Genomic DNA, 19,670 nt, shown 5'->3' with positions numbered 1-19,670 from the left:
CGGACGCGGACTGCCAGTGCTCCCCGCGGACGCGGGGATGAGCCCGCGGCACCCTCGGCTACCCAGTGCGCGAGTTCGTGCTCCCCGCGGACGCGGGGATGAGCCCAGGTACGCCCGTACCGTTTTTCTTGTAGCGGCGTGCTCCCCGCGGACGCGGGGATGAGCCCGCATCCACAATTTTCGGGTCTGTGGGGATACCGTGCTCCCCGCGGACGCGGGGATGAGCCCGGCGGCACACAGGTGGCTTAGTCTCCTGTCGTGTGCTCCCCGCGGACGCGGGGATGAGCCCAGCATCGAAATCAGTTGCGCGATACCGCCGATGTGCTCCCCGCGGACGCGGGGATGAGCCCGCAGTCGGGGAAGTCAACGCAACTCTCAGCGCGTGCTCCCCGCGGACGCGGGGATGAGCCCTCGTCGATGACATTCAGGTCGAGGTCTGTGACGTGCTCCCCGCGGACGCGGGGATGAGCCCACCGCGACCGTGCCGACAACGATCGTCCCGTCGTGCTCCCCGCGGACGCGGGGATGAGCCCGACAGGTCCAAAAGTTTGTGGTCAAAGTTGACGTGCTCCCCGCGGACGCGGGGATGAGCCCAGGGCGCATCGGTGGCAACGTGACCGGCCCAAGTGCTCCCCGCGGACGCGGGGATGAGCCCCAAGGACTCTCCTACCGAGACATTGGACGACAGTGCTCCCCGCGGACGCGGGGATGAGCCCTCTGAAACGTCAAGACCGAAGCGGTCGTTGACGTGCTCCCCGCGGACGCGGGGATGAGCCCCTCACCTCGCCGCGCAAGGCAGTGATGTGAAGGTGCTCCCCGCGGACGCGGGGATGAGCCCACGCCCAACATTCACACCACTCATAACCCACTGTGCTCCCCGCGGACGCGGGGATGAGCCCGCAAAAGCAAGAAAGACCTTGCACGTATTTCGGTGCTCCCCGCGGACGCGGGGATGAGCCCACAGGGGCCATCATCTGCGCCTCCTCCGCGATGTGCTCCCCGCGGACGCGGGGATGAGCCCTGAGTTGGCGTTGAAGGCCTTAGGTGTCACTGGTGCTCCCCGCGGACGCGGGGATGAGCCCCCAGGAGGCACGACCCAACCAGCTCGTGGGCGGTGCTCCCCGCGGACGCGGGGATGAGCCCCCGATCAACATCTGGGGTTGTCCCCCGCCTCAACGTGCTCCCCGCGGACGCGGGGATGAGCCCGAGTAGCCCGCGCCACATACTGGACAGCCTGCGTGCTCCCCGCGGACGCGGGGATGAGCCCACAGCCGGCGCATACACCTGCAAATTCCGCAAGTGCTCCCCGCGGACGCGGGGATGAGCCCAGCCATACTTTTCTAGCCTCCTGGGAGAAGGGGTGCTCCCCGCGGACGCGGGGATGAGCCCATTCATGCCAGCAAGAATCAACCCGATAGCGCGTGCTCCCCGCGGACGCGGGGATGAGCCCCCCACGGATTCCGGGGCCGGTAGGGGTGACCATGTGCTCCCCGCGGACGCGGGGATGAGCCCATCAGAGAAGCGGGCGGCTTGTCGGCTGCGATGTGCTCCCCGCGGACGCGGGGATGAGCCCATTCGGGACAGGCCCGTACGCTGCACCCCACGGTGCTCCCCGCGGACGCGGGGATGAGCCACGATATATCGATGCGCGCGGCCGCCCGTTGCGGTGCTCCCCGCGGACGCGGGGATGAGCCCCTCAGCCGCCGCACCCTGACGCTCCACAGCATGTGCTCCCCGCGGACGCGGGGATGAGCCCGCCCATCACGCCGCAAACAATCTCGCAGCCGCGTGCTCCCCGCGGACGCGGGGATGAGCCCCTCAGGGAACGGCGTCACAGGGGAAGACATCAGTGCTCCCCGCGGACGCGGGGATGAGCCCCGCCTCGACCTACTAGAGGGTGTCGAAGGCTACGTGCTCCCCGCGGACGCGGGGATGAGCCCGCCACAGAGACACGCATAGTCGTGTCCGGCAAGTGCTCCCCGCGGACGCGGGGATGAGCCCAGTGAGGACATGCCCACGAACTGTCCCGACGTGTGCTCCCCGCGGACGCGGGGATGAGCCCGCCGACAATCACAAACGCCCACCACCCACACCGTGCTCCCCGCGGACGCGGGGATGAGCCCGGCGGTCCGTACATCGTTGTGGCGTGGCACATGTGCTCCCCGCGGACGCGGGGATGAGCCCCCCTGTGGGGCATATGTTTTGGGCACAGCAAAGTGCTCCCCGCGGACGCGGGGATGAGCCCAATGCCCGCCGACGCATTAGTGAGCTTATCCGGTGCTCCCCGCGGACGCGGGGATGAGCCCATTCGGTTCATCAATATCGACCCACTCCGAAAGTGCTCCCCGCGGACGCGGGGATGAGCCCGACGCCGCCGTCGTCACAATCGTCTCCGAGTAGTGCTCCCCGCGGACGCGGGGATGAGCCCCCTCAAGCTCCAAAAACTTTCGGAGCGCATCAGTGCTCCCCGCGGACGCGGGGATGAGCCCCGTTCATGCTCGCGCAACTGCGGACCCATGTGTGTGCTCCCCGCGGACGCGGGGATGAGCCCTCACCACCACAGCAGTGCCGTTGGTGAAGGGCGTGCTCCCCGCGGACGCGGGGATGAGCCCGGAAACGTAGGTCCATACGAGAACGGAAGACAGTGCTCCCCGCGGACGCGGGGATGAGCCCGGGAGGATCAACCGGTACATCAACCGGGGCGTGTGCTCCCCGCGGACGCGGGGATGAGCCCGCGTGGCAGGTCGCCCAGGATGTCATCAAGGGGTGCTCCCCGCGGACGCGGGGATGAGCCCCAAAGCCCACTGAAACATCTGCTCAGCATCATGTGCTCCCCGCGGACGCGGGGATGAGCCCTCCCCACCGATGCCGAATCCGTCCGGGAATGGGTGCTCCCCGCGGACGCGGGGATGAGCCCCCACCATCGAACCCACCGCAGTCGTACCGACGGTGCTCCCCGCGGGCGCGGGGATGAGCCCGACCGAACAAGGATTTCCTCGGTGCCTTCATCGTGCTCCCCGCGGACGCGGGGATGAGCCCTTGTCCTGCAGTGCGCGCGACGACATGCCGCCGTGCTCCCCGCGGACGCGGGGATGAGCCCACCAGCACCAACCACGTCCCGCCCGCCTTCGCGTGCTCCCCGCGGACGCGGGGATGAGCCCTGCGGCTGCGGCGACGGTGGCGGCGTGACGGTGTGCCCCCGCGGACGCGGGGATGAGCCCCTGAACGGCTCCGACGAAACCGGCGCAGAGGCGTGCTCCCCGCGGACGCGGGGATGAGCCCAGGAACGAGACGGCCGCGGCGAGACCGGCCGAGTGCTCCCCGCGGACGCGGGGATGAGCCCACGACGAGTGCTTGACCGGACATGGAAGCGCTGTGCTCCTCGCGGACGCGGGGATGAGCCCATCGGACTACCTACCAGACGGGGCCTTCGGCAGTGCTCCCCGCGGACGCGGGGATGAGCCCTGCCGGCGAACTGAAGTCGGGGGCAGCATCAGGTGCTCCCCGCGGACGCGGGGACGAGTCCCCGAGCGAGATAGCCGAACATGTGATGGCGGCGTGCTCCCCGCGGACGCGGGGATGAGCCCGGGGCAAGGCGCTCGAGACTGCGGCGCTCAATGTGCTCCCCGCGGACGCGGGGATGAGCCCCCAACACGCATTGAATCGAGTGCCCGCACAACGTGCTCCCCGCGGACGCGGGGATGAGCCCCAGTCGTTCAGCGCAACTCGGGCAGGCTCGAAGTGCTCCCCGCGGACGCGGGGATGAGCCCACTGGAACTCGAATTTCACGACTTCTTCGTCGTGCTCACCGCAGCACGCTCCTCACCTATTGCGGGGTTGTATTCAACCGGACGCATTCTGCATGCGATGGCTGTCACGGGTTCTGCTCCTAGGTTCGTTGCCCCGGGTGGTCAAGTCCCGTCGTTCCGTACGGTTGAAGTGCCCTGACGTCGATATAGACTTCCGTCAGTGTTGGACTCAAGGCGATCGTTCCGGCAAAAGCGTTCGAGACCGTGATCACCCTTTTCGGGATCGGCATCATCAGTGGGCGATCATCGTCGCGTGCCAGTTGAATTTCTGGTTGCTCGCCCGGCCCGGGGCGGTAACGCGAGCGAAGCTTCTGATGTTCGATGCACGGTATCCAGGATTCCCCACACTAGGCTTGACGGTATCTGTATTGAAGGCATTCGAAAAGCCTCTTGTCACCTGATTGCAACGCCGATGCCGGCCAATGGATAGCAATTGTGCCGCAACAGGATTCGCACTCCTGCAGCCGAACGAGAGGTATGACTTCTGTGTCTCACATCGCCCTGCTGACCACTGGTGGAACCATTGCCAGTAGCCGTGACGAGAACGGCATCAGCCGTCCGGGCAGTGATCCGCTCGGATTCGCGTTGGCCGCTGATATCGAGGTTCGTGAGGTCTTGTCCAAGGACAGTTCGGCGTTCGACTTCGCCGACATGGACGCCGTTGCCGACGCTGTCGCGAATGCGCTGACCGATCCGGACTGCGTCGGCGTCGTGGTTCTGCACGGTACGGACACCATGGAGGAGACGGCACTTCTCGTAGACTTGTTCCACGATGATCCGAGGCCGGTGGTGTTCACCGGTGCGCAGCGGACTTCGGATCACGCCGAGCCCGATGGGCCCTACAACGTCACGGCAGCGATCGAAGCAGTGCGGAACCCGAGTAGCAGGGGAAGGGGAGTCCTCGTTTCCTTCGGTGGCAGAACGTTGCCTGCGCGCGGCTTGATGAAATGGCATACATCCGACCTGGACGCATTTTTCGGATCGGCGCAGGAACGCTCCGTCTTCGACCGTCGGAAAATTTCGGACACCAGAGTCGACATCGTTGCGCTGTACCCAGGTGTGGATGCGGTCGCCATCGATGCGTACCTCGGCGCAGGAAGTCAGGGGCTCGTGCTGCAGGCACTCGGTTCGGGGAACACGAACAGCATGGTCGTGGCAGCGGTGAAGCGTGCCACGGCCGCAGGGATCCCCGTGGTCGTCACGACGAGGGTTCCGCTCGGCTCTGTCGAACCGAGCTACGGCGGCGGAGGTGGCGGTGCGGACCTCGTCGATGCCGGCGCAGGGTTCTCACCACTGCGAGCGGGTCAGGCGCGAATTCTGCTCGCCGTGCAGATCGCTAGTGGTCGAGACCCGGGGATTCTTCTTCGAGAACGGTGAACTCGTCGCCGACCGACACCCGGCCGACGGTGGTCACCGAGAACTTCGCGCCGAACACGACTCCTTTGGTGGGGCCGCGGCGGTAGGCGGCGAGGGTACGCAGTGGTTCGGGGCCGGTGCGAATGCCGGTCGTTTGCTCGACGGTCGTGACGGCGCACCGGATGGCAATCTTGTCGAACGCGAGTCGGCAGGTGCCGACGGAGGCCAGGCGTACCAGGTCTTCCCGGTGCGCGTCCGCCCAACCGGTGACGACGATGTTGGGCCTGAACCGATCGAACGGAATCGGTGTGTCGAGCCGGGCGTTCAGACCGCGCATCGATGCATCGGACAGGATGTGGACTGCGGTGCTGTCCGCGAAGCTAGGGGCAGTCGAGGTGATCCTGACCAGTCGACACTCCTCGCCGAGGATCTCACCGAGCCAGCGTGCAATGTCGTCGCCCTGGTCGATGCCTTGACATGGTTCGTCGAACATCGTGACATCTCGTAGCGGGGAATGCCGATTGACCTCGACGGCGATCGATCCGAAATCGTCGTGCGAGAGGGTGAGGACGTCTTCGACGATAGAGGGATGGACGACGGCGAGGACAGGGTCGCTGCGTTGACTGCGGAACGATCCGTTCGCGCCCACGATCATGAACTCGCGATCGTGTTCGAGTCCCCGGAACGTCATCGGCGCGGTGCGGAGAGACACTCCCGCACACCCCTTGACCGGATAGCACATCAGTTCGGCCACCGTTACGTTCATGCCCATCTCACGTTCAGAGGATACTGGTCCTCATGACTCGTGCTTTGTTGGTAGTGGATGTACAGAACGATTTCACCGAGGGCGGAGCCCTCGGCATCGACGGCGGCGGTGAAGTAGCGCGCAAGGTCAGTGAGTTGTTGGCGAAGAAGGGCGACGAGTACGACGTCATCGTTGCCTCGCGTGACTGGCACGATGCTGTCGGCGACAACGGTGGCCACTTCGCGACCGATGGGGCGCCCAACTTCGTCGACACGTGGCCCATGCACTGCGTCGCGGACACGGTCGGGTCGGAGTACCACGGTGAGTTCGTCACCGGATCGGTGGACGTGCACGTCTACAAGGGCCAGGGGAAGCCGTCGTACTCGGCGTTCGAAGGCATCACCGACGGGGGCGTCACGTTGCCCGAGGTGCTGCGAGTCAACGAGGTGACCGATCTCGATGTCGTCGGACTGGCTACCGACTACTGCGTGCGAGCTTCGGCTCTCGACGCGATCGCTCTCGGGCTGAAGGTACGTATTCTCACCGATCTGATTGCCGGCGTTGCTCCCGAGTCCTCGGAGAAGGCGCTGACCGAGCTCGTCGCCGCGGGTGCAGTGCTGGTCTGACGAGTCAGTCGTCGATGGTGGTGGTGATGTAGGTGACGCTCGGGGCCTGGGGTGTGGAACCGAATCCGAATCGGACCGGTGGCGTGACGCGGGTCAGTGAGCCGAGATTCTTTCCGTCCCACGACGCCTCGACTGCGGTGACGCGGTATTGGGTGTGAGCCCCGTAGTACTCGCGACGCCCACCGCCGGCGCTGCCGCGGGTGCGGACGCCGCGGAGCGCCACTCGGGCGATGGGGTCGGTCAGGGTGCAGAACCACGGGGCGGTCGAGATGGTTGTGGGGACGAGCTTCAGCAGCACGCCGAGCGGTGTGATTCGGCCGGTGTGGATTCGCAGGTCCAATCGACCGGCCTGTACTTTCCTCGATCCGTCCGGTAGGCGCTCGAAGGTCACCGACGTGATAACTGTCTCGTCGAATGTGTATGTGGCCGAAACGAATTCACGTACCGCGTCATCAGGGGCCAAGAGTAGACGGTGGCTGTTCTCGAACTCGACCATGACGTCGGTGAAGGTGCCGAGCGGAGACCGCGTCCAGTTGCCGACGACGATGCGTGTGCCCGAGGACGTGCCCATCCCGTAGATCTCCCCGTGGAATTTCGATCGTGTCACCAGATCGACTTTAACCACACCACACGATCGGTGAGGGCATGATGGAATCCATGGCGTCTCTGCAACCTACGATATTCGTCCTGTTCGGCGCGACCGGTGACCTTGCGAAGCGCATGGTCCTGCCCTCGTTCTACCAACTCCATGTCGAGGGACTGCTGCCGGAGAAGTGGCTTCTCATCGGTAACGGTCGACACGACACCCCCGACGAGGAGTTCCGCGACCACGTCCACGGTGCGTTGAAGGAATACGGCTCCGAACTCGGCAGCAAGGACTGGGACGAGTTCGCGAAACGGATCCGATTCGCAGGCAATGGATTCACCGTCGAAGACCCGGGTGCGCTACCGGAGGTGGTGGCGTCGGCCAAAGAAGAGGTGGGCGAGGACGCGCAGTTGGTGCACTACATCGCTCTGCCGCCGAGCACGTTTCAGGACTACACCAAGGCCCTCGGTGCGCACGATCTCGCCGCCGGTGCACGGGTGGTGTACGAGAAGCCGTTCGGCACGTCGCAGCACGATTTCGAAGAGCTCGACAAGGTGGTGCACGAGGTTCTCGACGAGAAGCAGGTCTACCGAATCGACCACTTCCTCGGCAAGGAAGCGACCCAGAACCTGCACGTCCTGCGGTTCGCGAACGGAATGATCGACGGCATCTGGAACGCCGAACACGTGGCTCAGGTGCAGATCGATGTCCCCGAGACTCTGAACATCGACGACCGAGCCGAGTTCTACGACAGCACCGGGGCCGTGCTCGACATGTTGGTGACTCACCTCTTTCAGGTCGCTGCCGAGATCGCGATGGAGCCTCCTGCGTCGTTGGCCGCCGACGATCTGCAATCCGCCCGAGAAACGGTCATCGGCTGCTTCCGGCCGATCGACACGGCCGAGGTCGTACTCGGTCAGTACGACGGCTATCGCGACGTCGAGGGTGTCGCCGACGATTCGACCGTGGATACGTTCGTCGCAGCAAAGCTGTGGGTCGACACCGATCGATGGCGCGACGTGCCGTTCTTGCTTCGAACCGGAAAGATGTTGGGAGTCAGTGCTCAGCGGGTGTCTCTGGTGTTTCGGAAGCCGGAGAACAGCCCGCTGACCGATCTCCCGGACGACGGTGCGGTGCTGTCCTTCGACTTGTCCGGCAGCGGCTCGATCGACATGGCGATGACGGTGAAGGAGCCGGGACCGGATTTCGACCTGTCCGTCGGGCATCTGTCTCTGCCGTTGCCGTCCGTTCCCAACGCCGACCCACTGTCGCCGTACTCACGCCTGATTCTCGACGTGCTCAACGGTGATCGTTCGTTGTTCACCCGGCCCGACGGGCTCGCACACGTCTGGGAGGTCGCGGCACCGCTGTTGAACGATCCACCCGAGGTGAAGCCGTACGCGGAGGGGTCGATGGGCCCTGAGGGTGCTGCGGACCTCGCGGCGCCGTGTGGTTGGTTGGTGCACTGACTCAGTAGTCGGTCGTGCCGGGTTCGACGGAGCGATGAGTTTCACTGTTCGTGCAGGTCTTAGGCCCATGATCATTGTTGCTGGGTATCTGACTGTGGATCCGAACGAACGAGATCGGTATCTGCAGAGTTGTGTCGAGGTGGTTCGGCTCGCACGAGAGTCCGAAGGTTGCGAGGACTTCGCGATCGCTGCGGACCTGTTCGACGCGCGAAGGGTCAACGTGTACGAGCGTTGGGCCGACGAAGCGCAGCTGCACGCCTTTCGTGAATCCGGTCCCGATTCCGAGCAGCAGGCCGCGATCCTCGACGCCGACGTCCGCGAATTCGACGCGTCCGAGCGGCCTCAGCGGTAGATCCGGCGTGTCGCTTCGGTATGGAGGGTAGCAAAACTGTGCTTCAGATGTGAAGTCCCGCACAGTCGGTCGGCGTTGCGCACCGAATTCGGGTGTATCCGGCGTAGCGTGCACGGTGCAACGCCAGTGCAGTGGCTGGCATGTCATAGGTGAGGATTCCGAATGGCACAGCGAGCATCTCGTGGCGACATGGACCGGCGAATCGACAGCACGTCGTGACGGTCCGGAGTGGCGACGGGAAGACTGTCACCGCTGTTCGAGGCGCCGTCTCGACTCTCAACCCGGGGTACTTTGCGTTGGTCATGGCTACCGGGATCATCTCCGTCGCGATGAAGAACAACAACCAGCCGCTCATCTCCTCGGCTCTGTTCGTGATCGGAGTTCTCGCCTGGGTCGTCCTGGTGGTGCTCCACTGCTGGCGATTGCTGCGCTTCGGATCACTGCTGCGCGCGGATTTCACCGACCCGCGACGCGGCTTCGGATTCTTCACCTTCGTCGCCGCCACCGATGTCCTGGGCACCCGCTTCGCCGCCGGGGGAGAACACGCCGTGGCTCTGGGGTTCCTGGCCCTCGGGGCGCTGAGTTGGTTCGTGCTCGGATACGTGGTGCCCTCGACGGCGATACTGAATCCCTCGATTCGCCCGGCGCTCGCGGGCGCGAACGGCACCTGGTTCATCTGGGTGGTTGCCTGTCAATCCGTTGCCGTGCTCGCTGCTGCCCTCGAACCTGTGGTCACAACCGGCAGGAACGAACTCGCACTGGTGGCCGTGTTCTCCTGGGCTGTCGGCGCTTTTCTCTATGCGGGCGTCGCGATTCTGGTCGCGGCGAGGCTGCTGCTCTATCCGCTGAACCCGGTCGACCTCACTCCGGTCTACTGGGTTGCGATGGGCGCGACCGCGATTACCGTCCTCGCAGGCGCCCGCATCGTGCAAATGGCCGATGCTCCGATGGTCGACGCCACCCGCGGCCTGATCGGTGGCACTGCGGTGATGTTCTGGTCCTTCGGAACTTGGCTCATCCCAGTCCTGTTCGCCGCGGCGTGGTGGCGGCATGTCAAGAATCGAGTTCCGCTGGTCTACGACGCGACCCTGTGGAGCATCATCTTCCCGCTCGGGATGTATGGCGTCGCCTCGCACTACCTGGGTCAGGCGGATGACTTACCCATGTTGGAAACAGTCGGCGACGCGGTGTCCTGGGTTGCGTTGGGTGCGTGGGCAATCGTTTTCGTGGCGATGATCTGGCATCTTGTCGACCGATTGGTGGTTCACCCCTGACGATTTCGGCTCATCTTGCGTAGCTACTCCAATCTCGGGAGGACTTTTTATGAGTGCCACCATGAACAGTGGATTGACAGATGCGTTGATCAAGACTCGTCGATTCTTTCGGAGCAACCAGACTGTGTCTGCCGATGGGCGGACGCTGTTCGCGATCGGCGGCCGTTCGGGCGATTCTTTCTACCGGGATCGTTGGAGTCACGACAAAGTGGTTCGGTCGACCCACGGGGTGAATTGCACCGGATCGTGCTCCTGGAACGTCTACGTCAAGGACGGCATCATCACGTGGGAGACCCAGGCCGTCGACTATCCGACTGCCGGGCCGGACAAGCCTGAATACGAACCGCGCGGATGTCCTCGTGGTGCCTCTTTCTCCTGGTACACCTACTCGCCGACGCGAACCCGGTATCCCTACATTCGCGGAGTTCTGCTCGAGATGTACCGGGAAGCGAAGTCCCGGTTGAAAGATCCGGTACTCGCCTGGGCCGACGTGACCGAGGATCCTGAGCGCGCCGCGCGCTACAAGCGTGCGCGAGGCAAGGGTGGCTTGGTGCGTGCCACGTGGGACGAGGCCATCGAGATAGTGGCGGCGGCGCACGTGCACACGATCCGAAAATGGGGCCCCGACCGCGTCGCCGGGTTTTCGCCCATTCCCGCGATGTCGATGGTCTCGCACGCTTCCGGTGCCCGCTTCGTGAACCTCATCGGGGGATCGATGCTGAGCTTCTACGACTGGTACGCGGACATGCCGGTCGCTTCCCCGCAGATGTTCGGGGATCAAACCGATGTCCCCGAATCCGGGGATTGGTGGGATTCGAGCTACCTGATCATCTGGGGTAGCAACGTGCCGGTCACCCGGACGCCGGATGCGCACTGGATGATCGAAGCCCGCTACCGCGGACAGAAAGTCATCGTCGTCTCACCGGATTTCGCCGACAGCACCAAGTTCGCCGACGAGTGGCTCCCTGCCGAGCCCGGTACCGATGGCGCTCTGGCGATGGCCATGGGACATGTGATCCTCAAAGAGTTCTACGTCGACCGGCAGACTCCCTACTTCACCGGTTACGTCAAGAAGTTCACGGATCTGCCGTTTCTCGTCACTCTCGACGAAACACACGATCCGGACGGCGAGGTCACCTATACCGCCGGAAAGTTCTTGACCGCCTCGGACCTCACCGACGAGATCGTGAGCGAGGAGGAGAACTCCGAGTTCAAGACAGTCATGGTCGACGCGAGAACCAACCAACTCGTCGTGCCCCCTGGCACGCTGGGCCATCGCTACGGTGAAACCGGTGAAGGCAAGTGGAATCTCGATCTCGGCGACATCGATCCGACACTGTCGCTGATCGACGGAGCGGATCGATACGTCCCGATCGACATGCCACGCTTCGATGCCGGCCAGGGCAATGCCGGCCAGGGCAAGGTCGGCGTCATTCGACGCGGTGTGCCAGTACGCCGCGTGGCAGGGAGGCTCGTCACCACGGTCTTCGACCTGATGCTCGCCCAGTACGGCGTCGGTAGACCCGGACTACCCGGGAGCTGGCCCAGCGGCTACGACGACGCAGAGTCCCCCTACACGCCGGCGTGGCAAGCCGAGATCACCGGAGTCTCGGCGGACGCTGCCGAACGGATCGGCCGCGAGTTCGCCCAGAACGCCGAGGACTCCAAGGGCCGGTCGATGATTCTGATGGGTGCGGGCACCAATCATTGGTTTCATTCCGACACCATCTATCGGACCTTTCTGACGATGACGACGATCACGGGATGCCAGGGCGTGAACGGTGGCGGTTGGGCGCATTACGTCGGCCAGGAAAAGGTCCGTCCGCTGACCGGGTACAACCAGTTGGCCAATGCCCTGGACTGGGTACGACCGCCTCGGAACATGGTGCAGACCGCCTACTGGTACCTGCATACCGACCAGTTCCGCTACGACCAATTCGGTGCCGACACGCTGACGGCGCAGACCGGCAAAGGTCAACTTGCGGGCAAGACGACTGCCGACGTGATCGCACAGTCCGCGCGTCTGGGCTGGATGCCGTCCTACCCTACGTTCGATCGAAATCCCTTGGTGATCGGTGCGCAGGCCCAGCAGAAAGGGCAGTCGGCCAAGGACTATGTCGTCGAGGAGCTCAAGGCCGGGCGGCTGAAGTTCGCGGCCGAGGATCCTGATGCGCCGGAGAACTTTCCGCGGGTTTTGTCGTTGTGGCGGTCGAATCTGTTCGGTTCCTCGGCGAAAGGAAACGAGTACTTTCTCAATCACCTCCTCGGCACGTCACACACCGTCAGCGCCGAGGAGACTGCGCAGCGCTTCCGACCGCAGGACGTCCGCTGGCATGACGAGGCGCCCATCGGCAAGCTCGACCTTCTGACGACCCTCGATTTCCGGATGACGAGTTCGACGCTGTTGTCGGACATCGTGCTGCCGGCCGCCACCTGGTACGAAAAACACGACCTGTCGACGACGGATATGCATCCGTTCGTCAACTCGTTCAATCCCGCGATCTCCCCGCCGTGGCAGTCGCGTACCGATTGGGATGCGTGGCAACAGATTTCCCAGGTGTTCAGCAAGCTCGCGGTGCGTCACCTCGGTACGCAAACGGATGTGGTCGCCGCACCCCTGACCCACGACACCCCGGATGCGATGGCAGCACCGCACGGCAAGGTCCGCGACTGGAAGTACGGGGAATGCGAACCGGAGCCCGGCGTCACGATGCCCAAAATTATCGAAGTCGAGCGGGACTACACGGCGATCGGTGACAAGATGCGCGCCGTCGGGCCGTTGCTGGACACCTTGGGTGCGACCACCAAGGGAGTCACCTTCGATCTGAGCCGAGAAATCGCTGATCTCAAAGAGAAGAACGGTGTCGTGCGCGGTGGTCCTGCCGATGGCCGTCCCGATATTCTCCGTGACATCCAGGCCTGCGAGATGATCCTGGCCCTGTCCGGCACCACCAATGGAAGGCTCGCCACTCAGGGCTTCAAGACACTCGAAAAGCGTACCGGCAGAATGCTGCACGACCTGGCCTCCGAAAACGAGGGCAAGCGCATCACGTTCTCCGATACCCAACACGGCCCGGTTCCGGTGATAACCTCACCCGAATGGTCCGGATCCGAGACCGGCGGCCGTAGGTACTCGCCGTTCACGATCAATGTCGAACGGGAAAAGCCGTGGCACACGCTGACCGGTCGTCAGCACTTCTACCTCGATCACGACTGGATGACCGAGCTGGGTGAAGGGCTGCCCACCTTCCGGCCGCCGCTGAACATGACCGCACTCTTCGACGAACCGGAGATCGGAGCAACTCCGGATCACGGTGTGTCGGTTCGCTACTTGACGCCGCACAACAAGTGGTCGATTCATTCCGAATACCAAGACAATTTGCTCATGCTCTCGCTGTTCCGCGGCGGGCCTGGAATCTGGATGAGCCCGCAAGATGCGGAGAAGATCGGTGTGCGGGACAATGAGTGGATCGAAGCGGTCAACCGCAACGGTGTGGTCGACGCGCGTGCCATCATCTCGCATCGGATGCCCGAAGGCACTGTCTTCATGTATCACTCGCAGGACCGCCTCATCGACACACCGATTTCGGAGACGACCGGCCAGCGCGGCGGTAATCACAACTCGCTCACCAGGCTCATGATCAAACCCACGCACATGATCGGCGGATACGCCCAACAGACGTACGCCTTCAACTACATGGGACCTACCGGCAATCAACGCGACGAAGTCACCGTGATCCGCCGTCGTAATCAGGAGGTGGAGTACTGATGCGAGTAATGGCTCAGATGGCGATGGTCATGAATTTGGACAAGTGCATCGGGTGCCATACGTGCTCGGTCACGTGCAAGCAGGTGTGGACCAATCGCTCCGGCGCCGAACACGTCTGGTTCAACAATGTGGAGACCCGGCCCGGTCAAGGGTATCCGCGGACCTACGAAGATCAGGAGAAGTGGAAAGGTGGTTGGACACTCGACAAGCGCGGCCGGCTCAAGCTCAAGGCAGGCGGTCGACTGAAGAACCTCGCCACCATTTTCGCCAACCCCAACCTGCCCGGCATCAACGATTATTACGAGCCGTGGACCTACGACTACGAGAATCTCACCACCGCTCCGGCTCAGGACCATATGCCGGTGGCACGGCCGAAATCCTTGCTGACCGGTGAGAATACGAAAGTGACCTGGTCATCGAACTGGGACGACGACCTTGCCGGGTCGGTCGAGCACGGGCACAACGATCCGATACTCGAGCAGATCGGCAACAAGATCAAATTCGAGTACGAGCAGGCATTCATGTTCTACCTGCCACGTATTTGTGAACACTGCCTGAACCCGTCCTGTGTGGCGTCGTGTCCCACCGGGGCGATATACAAGCGAGTAGAGGATGGCATCGTCCTCGTCGATCAGGATCGCTGCCGTGGTTGGCGGCAATGCGTCAGCGGCTGCCCGTACAAGAAGATGTACTTCAACCACAAGACCGGCAAAGTCGAGAAGTGTACGTTCTGCTATCCGCGTATCGAAATCGGCCAGCCCACAATCTGTTCCGAAACCTGCGTGGGACGGCTGCGGTACCTCGGACTGATGTTGTACGACGCAGACCGGGTGCTCGACGCGGCCTCGGTGACCGACGAACACGACCTGCTGCAAGCCCAACGCAACGTATTTCTCGACCCGAACGATCCGGAAGTTGTTCGACAGGCGCAGCGTGCCGACATCCCCGATGACTGGATCGAAAGTGCGCAACGCTCACCCATTTGGGCGTTGATCAACGAATACAAGGTCGCGCTTCCGTTGCATCCGGAATTCCGAACGATGCCGATGGTCTGGTATATACCGCCGCTGTCTCCGGTTGTGGATGCAGTCCGCGAAACCGGTGAGGACGCCGAACGCAAGGGAAACCTGTTCGCTGCCATCGACTCGCTGCGGATCCCCATCGAGTACCTAGCCGGGTTGTTCACGGCAGGCGATACCGCTCCGGTGGACAAGGTGCTCCGCAAGCTTGCCGCGATGCGTTCGTTCATGCGCGATATCAATATGGGTTGGGAGGTAGACGAATCCATCCCGGAGTCCGTCGGGATGACCGGGCAAGAAATGATGGACATGTACCGTCTGCTCGCCATCGCGAAGTACGACGAGCGCTACGTCGTACCGGCGGCCCACTACGAGGACGCCCACAAGCTCGAAAACATCGCCACCGAGTGTTCCCTCGACGTCGAGGGTGGGCCAGGGATGGGCGGGATGGACGGCTCTTTCGGTGGCGACCCCGGTATGGGTGCCGATCCCGGTGTCGGTACACCGGCCGGGCCGGGACGCCCGGCGGGTGTGCGGATCAACCTGATGGACTGGAATGGGCAGGGCACCCCCGATGGGCTTTTTCCCGAGGCCGGCGGATCGTCCGAGTCGGCGGAGACGGAGCGCCGGTCATGACCCCACGTGTTCCCAAGCTCAGATACTCCACCGACGAACTCACCCGCACCTGGCAGTCCGCCTCGATGCTGATGGACTACCCGGATGCGCACCTGATGTCTCATCTCGACCTTCTCGGCCGAGTCGCTGCCACCCTGCCTACGAAACTCGGTGCGGGACTGCAGGAAACGATCGATCACCTACGCACTCGGCCGCTAACGGAGTCCGAGACCGACTACGTCGACACCTTCGACACTCGCAGGCGCGGTTGCCTGTTCTTGACCTACTTCTCGAACGGAGAGACTCGAAAACGTGGGCTCGCGCTGCTGCGTATCAAGCAGGTCTACACCAAGGCGGGGCTGATGCTTGCCGAGGATCAACTACCCGATCATCTCTGTGTCGTATTGGAATTCGCCGCTACGACCGATCAGCGCGCCGGACTGAAGATGATATTGGACAACCGCGCAGGCCTCGAGTTGCTCCGCCTGCATCTACGCGACATCGAATCGCCGTGGAGTGGGGCGATGGAGGCAGTGTGCGCCACCTTGCCCCCGCTCAAAGGCAAGGATCACGAAGCTGTCGAACGATTGATCGCCGAGGGGCCGGAAGACGAGCAGGTGGGTCTCGATCCCTATGGTTCGCCCGATTTGTTACCGATGCCTGGAGGTGCATGATGGACAACGTCCGGGATGTGTTCCTGTGGTTGATCTTCCCTTACATATGCCTGACCATTTTTGTTCTCGGCCACATCTGGCGCTATCGCTACGACAAGTTCGGCTGGACTTCCCGATCGAGTCAGATGTACGAAAGCCGCATTCTGCGCTGGGCGAATCCGATGTTCCACTTCGGCATTCTTGCCGTATTCCTCGGACATGTAATGGGCCTGGGCATTCCCGAAAGCTGGACCGAGGCCGTCGGGATTTCGGAGAACATCTACCACTTCATGGCGGTCACGGTGGGCATCGTGGCCGGTGTCTTCACCCTTGTCGGCTTGGCGGGTCTGCTTTATCGTCGGCGCTTCACCAAGGCCGTTATGGGGGCGACAACCAGGATGGACAAGCTGATGTATCTCATGCTCACTCTCGTGATCCTGGGCGGTCTGGTCAACACCGGGTCCGGCGTCGTCGGAGAATACAACTACCGCGGGGGTGTGTCCGTCTGGTTCCGTGGCATCTTCTTCTTCGACCCGCAGCCCGAATTGATGGCGCATGCCCCGTTCAGCTTCCAATTCCATGCGTTGGCCGCCATCAGTCTTTTCGCGATATGGCCCTTCACCCGATTGGTGCACGTATTCACCGCTCCGTTGGGATACCTCTTTCGGCCGTACATCATCTACCGCAGTCGCGACGCGCACGAAGGGTCCCGTGAACGCCGTCGTGGCTGGGACAAGGTCGACACGATACCTCGGCGAAGGTGAGCGCCGAATTGCGTTGTGCTGCAGAGGTTGTGGTTAGCCCCTTTGGGACGAGCTCCGGCAACCATTGACAGAAGCAGTCTCGACGGCCGACCCTTGAGGCAGCCTACGGTGACGAGGAGCGGTCATGACCGGGAACAGTTTCGGTGCGCTGGATCAATTGACGGTGGGCGGGACTGCCTACGACATCTTCCGCCTCGATCGCATCGAGGGCTCGTCGCGGCTGCCCTACAGCCTCAAAGTGCTGCTGGAGAACTTGCTGCGTAACGAGGACGGGCACCTGGTCACCGCGGAGCAGTTGCGGGCGCTGGCAGGGTGGGATCCACACGCGCAGTCCAGCTCGGAAATACAGTTCACTCCGGCACGGGTTCTGATGCAGGACTTCACCGGAGTCCCGTGCGTGGTGGACCTGGTGGCCATGCGAGACGCCATGACTGCACTCGGTGGTGACCCACAACGGATCAACCCGCTCATCCCCACCGATCTGGCCATCGATCACTCGGTGATCGTGGACATGTTCGGTCGACCCGAGGCATTCCATACCAATGCCGAACTCGAATTCGAACGCAACCACGAGCGCTACGAGTTGCTCCGGTGGGCGCAGCAAGCGTTCGACGGTTTCCAGGTGGTCCCGCCCGATACCGGAATCTGCCATCAGGTGAATCTGGAGTACCTGGCTCGGGTGGTGTTCACCAAAGACGGACCCGATCGCACGGTGGAACTCGGGCCCGTTGATTCCCGAGGTCAGCGCGGCAGTCACCGGCCACGATTTGGCGGTGGCCTCGGTGCTGTCGGGGAACCGGAACTTCGTGGGCCGGATCCACGCCGAGACCAAGATGAACTTCCTGGCCTCGCCGCCGCTGGTCATCGTCTACGCGTTGGTCGGCACCACACAGGCAGATCTACTGACCGAACCACTCGGCCAGGACACCGAGGGCCACGACGTGTTCCTGCGAGATATCTGGCCCACTACCGCGGAGATCAAAGCAGTGGTCGACGAGTGCGTCGAGGCGAACATGTTCACCGACGGGTACGCCGATGTTCTTGCCGGTGACGCAAATTGGCAGGGCATGGACGTGTCGAAGTCCGGCACTTTCGATTGGAGTGACACGTCCACCTATGTGCGCAATCCTCCGTACTTCGACGACATGCCCCGCGAGCCACTGCCGGTCCGAGACATCATCGGTGCTCGGGTGCTGACGCTGCTCGGAGATTCGGTCACCACCGATCACATCTCGCCTGCAGGTGCGATCGGCGCTGATTCTCCGGCGGGCCGGTATTTGAGCGAGCATGGTGTGGATCGGAAGGATTTCGATTCCTACGGTTCGCGCCGCGGCAATCACGACGTGATGATCCGCGGAACGTTCGCAAATGTCCGTTTGCGCAACCAGCTCGTCCCCGGCGTCGAAGGTGGTGTCACCCGCTATCTGCCAGACGGCTCTCAGCAGTCGATTTTCGATGCAGCGATGGCCTATGAACAAGACGATGTGCCGTTGCTGGTGGTGGCCGGTGCCGATTACGGCTCGGGATCTTCACGGGACTGGGCAACCAAAGGCACCATGCTGCTCGGGGTGAAGGCGGTGCTGGCCACCTCGTTCGAGCGGATACATCGATCGAATCTGATCGGGATGGGGGTGCTGCTGCGGTTCCGGGATGGGGAGAGCGCCGAACAGCTCGGGCTCACCGGCGAGGAGACCTATTCGGTGATCGGGCTCGAAGGCTCCGACCCGCTACCCAGTGAGGTCACCGTCCGAGTCGAGACCGACGGGAAGGGGCGTGAGCTGACGGCTACGGTGCGGATCGATACTCCGGCAGAAGCGGCGTACTTCCAGCACAGAGGGATTCTGCCGTACGTCCTGCGCCGTATGCTGGCCGACTGATGACAGCAGACTCAACGCCAGATCCCCACTCCGACAGTCCTGATGCCGACAGTGATGTCGCGCGTGTCCTGGTGCTGGCCGCCCATCCCGATGACGTCGACTTCGGTGCGGCCGGCACGGTCGCCGGCTGGACCGAGCGCGGTATCGTGGTCAGTTATTGCCTGGCTACCTCGGGCGATGCCGGCGGATTCGAAGACATCCCGCGCGAGGCGATGGCGGCGATGCGCGAAGCCGAACAGCAGGCCGCTGCGGCTGCGGTCGGCGTGCACGACGTGGAGTTCCTCCGGTTCGCCGACGGCGCGTTGTACCCGACGATGGAGCTGCGCAAAGGATTCAGTCGGGCTATCAGGAGAGTCCGCCCACAGCGGGTGCTGATCCAGTCACCGGAGTTCGATTGGAGCCGGGTGGGAGCCTCGCACCCCGATCACCGGGCGGCGGGCGAGGCAGCCTTTGCCGCGGTGTACCCCGATGCCAGAAACCCGTACGCGCATCCTGAGCTGGTCGCGGACGAAGGTTTGCAGGCCTGGTCGGCGCACCAACTGTGGATCATGGGCGGACCCCACAACAACAAGGCCGTCGACATCACGGCAACGTTCGACTCCAAGGTGGCCGCGTTGCGGGCTCATCGCAGTCAAACCGGACATATCCATGAACTCGACGCACTGTTGCGTGGGTTCGCGGGTGCGGCCGCGTCGCAGGCAGGGCTGCCCGAAGGTCGGCTTGCGGAGGCGTTTCAAGTGGTCGCGGTTACGTGAG

The 19,670-nt window shown here is 63.4% G+C and carries 12 protein-coding genes, 1 pseudogene and 1 CRISPR repeat array (1 of these 14 cut by a window edge); of the genes and pseudogenes, 11 read left to right on the top strand and 2 right to left on the bottom strand.

Annotated features, from left to right (window positions below):
* A CRISPR array of direct repeats spans positions 1-3,770; the repeat unit is 29 nt; unit sequence GTGCTCCCCGCGGACGCGGGGATGAGCCC; it reaches 3,402 nt to the left of the window's first position.
* A 525-nt stretch (positions 3,771-4,295) separates the two neighbouring features.
* Complete coding sequence (locus BJI47_RS06225; RefSeq protein ID WP_088942934.1) at positions 4,296-5,186, top strand: asparaginase; 891 nt, start codon at positions 4,296-4,298, stop codon at positions 5,184-5,186.
* On the opposite strand, the gene BJI47_RS06220 is transcribed toward BJI47_RS06225, so the two are convergent.
* The gene (locus tag BJI47_RS06220) at positions 5,146-5,931 is read right to left on the bottom strand and encodes an MOSC domain-containing protein (RefSeq protein ID WP_088942935.1); all 786 of its coding nucleotides are present in this window, start codon (positions 5,929-5,931) and stop codon (positions 5,146-5,148) included. The genes BJI47_RS06225 and BJI47_RS06220 overlap by 41 nt on opposite strands.
* A gap of 32 nt (positions 5,932-5,963) precedes the next feature.
* On the opposite strand from BJI47_RS06220, the gene BJI47_RS06215 reads away from it, so the two are divergent.
* Positions 5,964-6,536, top strand: a complete 573-nt coding sequence (locus BJI47_RS06215) for an isochorismatase family protein (RefSeq protein ID WP_088942895.1) — start codon at positions 5,964-5,966, stop codon at positions 6,534-6,536.
* A gap of 4 nt (positions 6,537-6,540) precedes the next feature.
* On the opposite strand, the gene BJI47_RS06210 is transcribed toward BJI47_RS06215, so the two are convergent.
* Positions 6,541-7,143, bottom strand: coding sequence for a hypothetical protein (locus BJI47_RS06210; protein WP_088942894.1), 603 nt, complete (start codon positions 7,141-7,143; stop codon positions 6,541-6,543).
* Positions 7,144-7,193: 50 nt separating this feature from the next.
* Between BJI47_RS06210 and BJI47_RS06205 the strand changes: the two genes are divergently transcribed.
* From BJI47_RS06205 to BJI47_RS06165, 9 genes and pseudogenes are all read left to right on the top strand, one after another.
* On the top strand, positions 7,194-8,591 hold the full coding sequence (locus tag BJI47_RS06205) for a glucose-6-phosphate dehydrogenase (NADP(+)) (protein WP_088942933.1): 1,398 nt from the start codon (positions 7,194-7,196) through the stop codon (positions 8,589-8,591).
* A gap of 67 nt (positions 8,592-8,658) precedes the next feature.
* On the top strand, positions 8,659-8,943 hold the full coding sequence (locus BJI47_RS06200; RefSeq protein ID WP_088942893.1) for a putative quinol monooxygenase: 285 nt from the start codon (positions 8,659-8,661) through the stop codon (positions 8,941-8,943).
* A gap of 215 nt (positions 8,944-9,158) precedes the next feature.
* Positions 9,159-10,217: a tellurite resistance/C4-dicarboxylate transporter family protein gene (locus tag BJI47_RS06195; protein WP_254900415.1), complete on the top strand. Its 1,059-nt coding sequence runs from the start codon at positions 9,159-9,161 to the stop codon at positions 10,215-10,217.
* A gap of 49 nt (positions 10,218-10,266) precedes the next feature.
* Complete coding sequence (locus BJI47_RS06190; protein WP_088942892.1) at positions 10,267-13,986, top strand: nitrate reductase subunit alpha; 3,720 nt, start codon at positions 10,267-10,269, stop codon at positions 13,984-13,986.
* Positions 13,986-15,641 carry a nitrate reductase subunit beta gene (narH, locus tag BJI47_RS06185; protein ID WP_088942891.1) on the top strand — a complete coding sequence of 552 codons (1,656 nt, stop codon included), beginning with the start codon at positions 13,986-13,988 and terminating at the stop codon, positions 15,639-15,641. Before BJI47_RS06190 ends, narH begins: the two co-directional genes overlap by 1 nt.
* Positions 15,638-16,294 carry a nitrate reductase molybdenum cofactor assembly chaperone gene (gene narJ / locus BJI47_RS06180; RefSeq protein WP_088942890.1) on the top strand — a complete coding sequence of 219 codons (657 nt, stop codon included), beginning with the start codon at positions 15,638-15,640 and terminating at the stop codon, positions 16,292-16,294. Before narH ends, narJ begins: the two co-directional genes overlap by 4 nt.
* On the top strand, positions 16,291-17,037 hold the full coding sequence (narI, locus tag BJI47_RS06175; protein WP_088942889.1) for a respiratory nitrate reductase subunit gamma: 747 nt from the start codon (positions 16,291-16,293) through the stop codon (positions 17,035-17,037). The genes narJ and narI overlap by 4 nt, the downstream gene beginning before the upstream one ends.
* A 124-nt stretch (positions 17,038-17,161) precedes the next feature.
* Positions 17,162-18,914: pseudogene (locus tag BJI47_RS06170) on the top strand (aconitase family protein).
* Entirely contained in the window at positions 18,914-19,669 is a 756-nt protein-coding gene (locus BJI47_RS06165; RefSeq protein WP_088942888.1) for a PIG-L deacetylase family protein, read from the top strand. The pseudogene BJI47_RS06170 and the gene BJI47_RS06165 overlap by 1 nt, the downstream one beginning before the upstream one ends.
* Position 19,670: the final 1 nt, after the last annotated feature.

Source organism: Rhodococcus sp. 1168 (assembly GCF_002091955.1).
Classification (GTDB): domain Bacteria; phylum Actinomycetota; class Actinomycetes; order Mycobacteriales; family Mycobacteriaceae; genus Rhodococcoides.
The sequence above is the reverse complement of the archived record's forward strand: the minus strand, read 5'-3'. Positions and strand labels throughout refer to the sequence as shown.

Excerpts from the sequence above, each read along its gene's own strand:
- BJI47_RS06220 (WP_088942935.1), bottom strand. The coding sequence starts at position 5,931 with ATGAACGTAACGGTGGCCGAACTGATGTGCTATCCGGTCAAGGGGTGT.
- BJI47_RS06215 (WP_088942895.1), top strand. The coding sequence starts at position 5,964 with ATGACTCGTGCTTTGTTGGTAGTGGATGTACAGAACGATTTCACCGAG.
- BJI47_RS06205 (WP_088942933.1), top strand. The coding sequence starts at position 7,194 with ATGGCGTCTCTGCAACCTACGATATTCGTCCTGTTCGGCGCGACCGGT.
- BJI47_RS06200 (WP_088942893.1), top strand. The coding sequence starts at position 8,659 with ATGATCATTGTTGCTGGGTATCTGACTGTGGATCCGAACGAACGAGAT.
- BJI47_RS06190 (WP_088942892.1), top strand. The coding sequence starts at position 10,267 with ATGAGTGCCACCATGAACAGTGGATTGACAGATGCGTTGATCAAGACT.
- narH (WP_088942891.1), top strand. The coding sequence starts at position 13,986 with ATGCGAGTAATGGCTCAGATGGCGATGGTCATGAATTTGGACAAGTGC.
- narJ (WP_088942890.1), top strand. The coding sequence starts at position 15,638 with ATGACCCCACGTGTTCCCAAGCTCAGATACTCCACCGACGAACTCACC.
- narI (WP_088942889.1), top strand. The coding sequence starts at position 16,291 with ATGATGGACAACGTCCGGGATGTGTTCCTGTGGTTGATCTTCCCTTAC.
- BJI47_RS06165 (WP_088942888.1), top strand. The coding sequence starts at position 18,914 with ATGACAGCAGACTCAACGCCAGATCCCCACTCCGACAGTCCTGATGCC.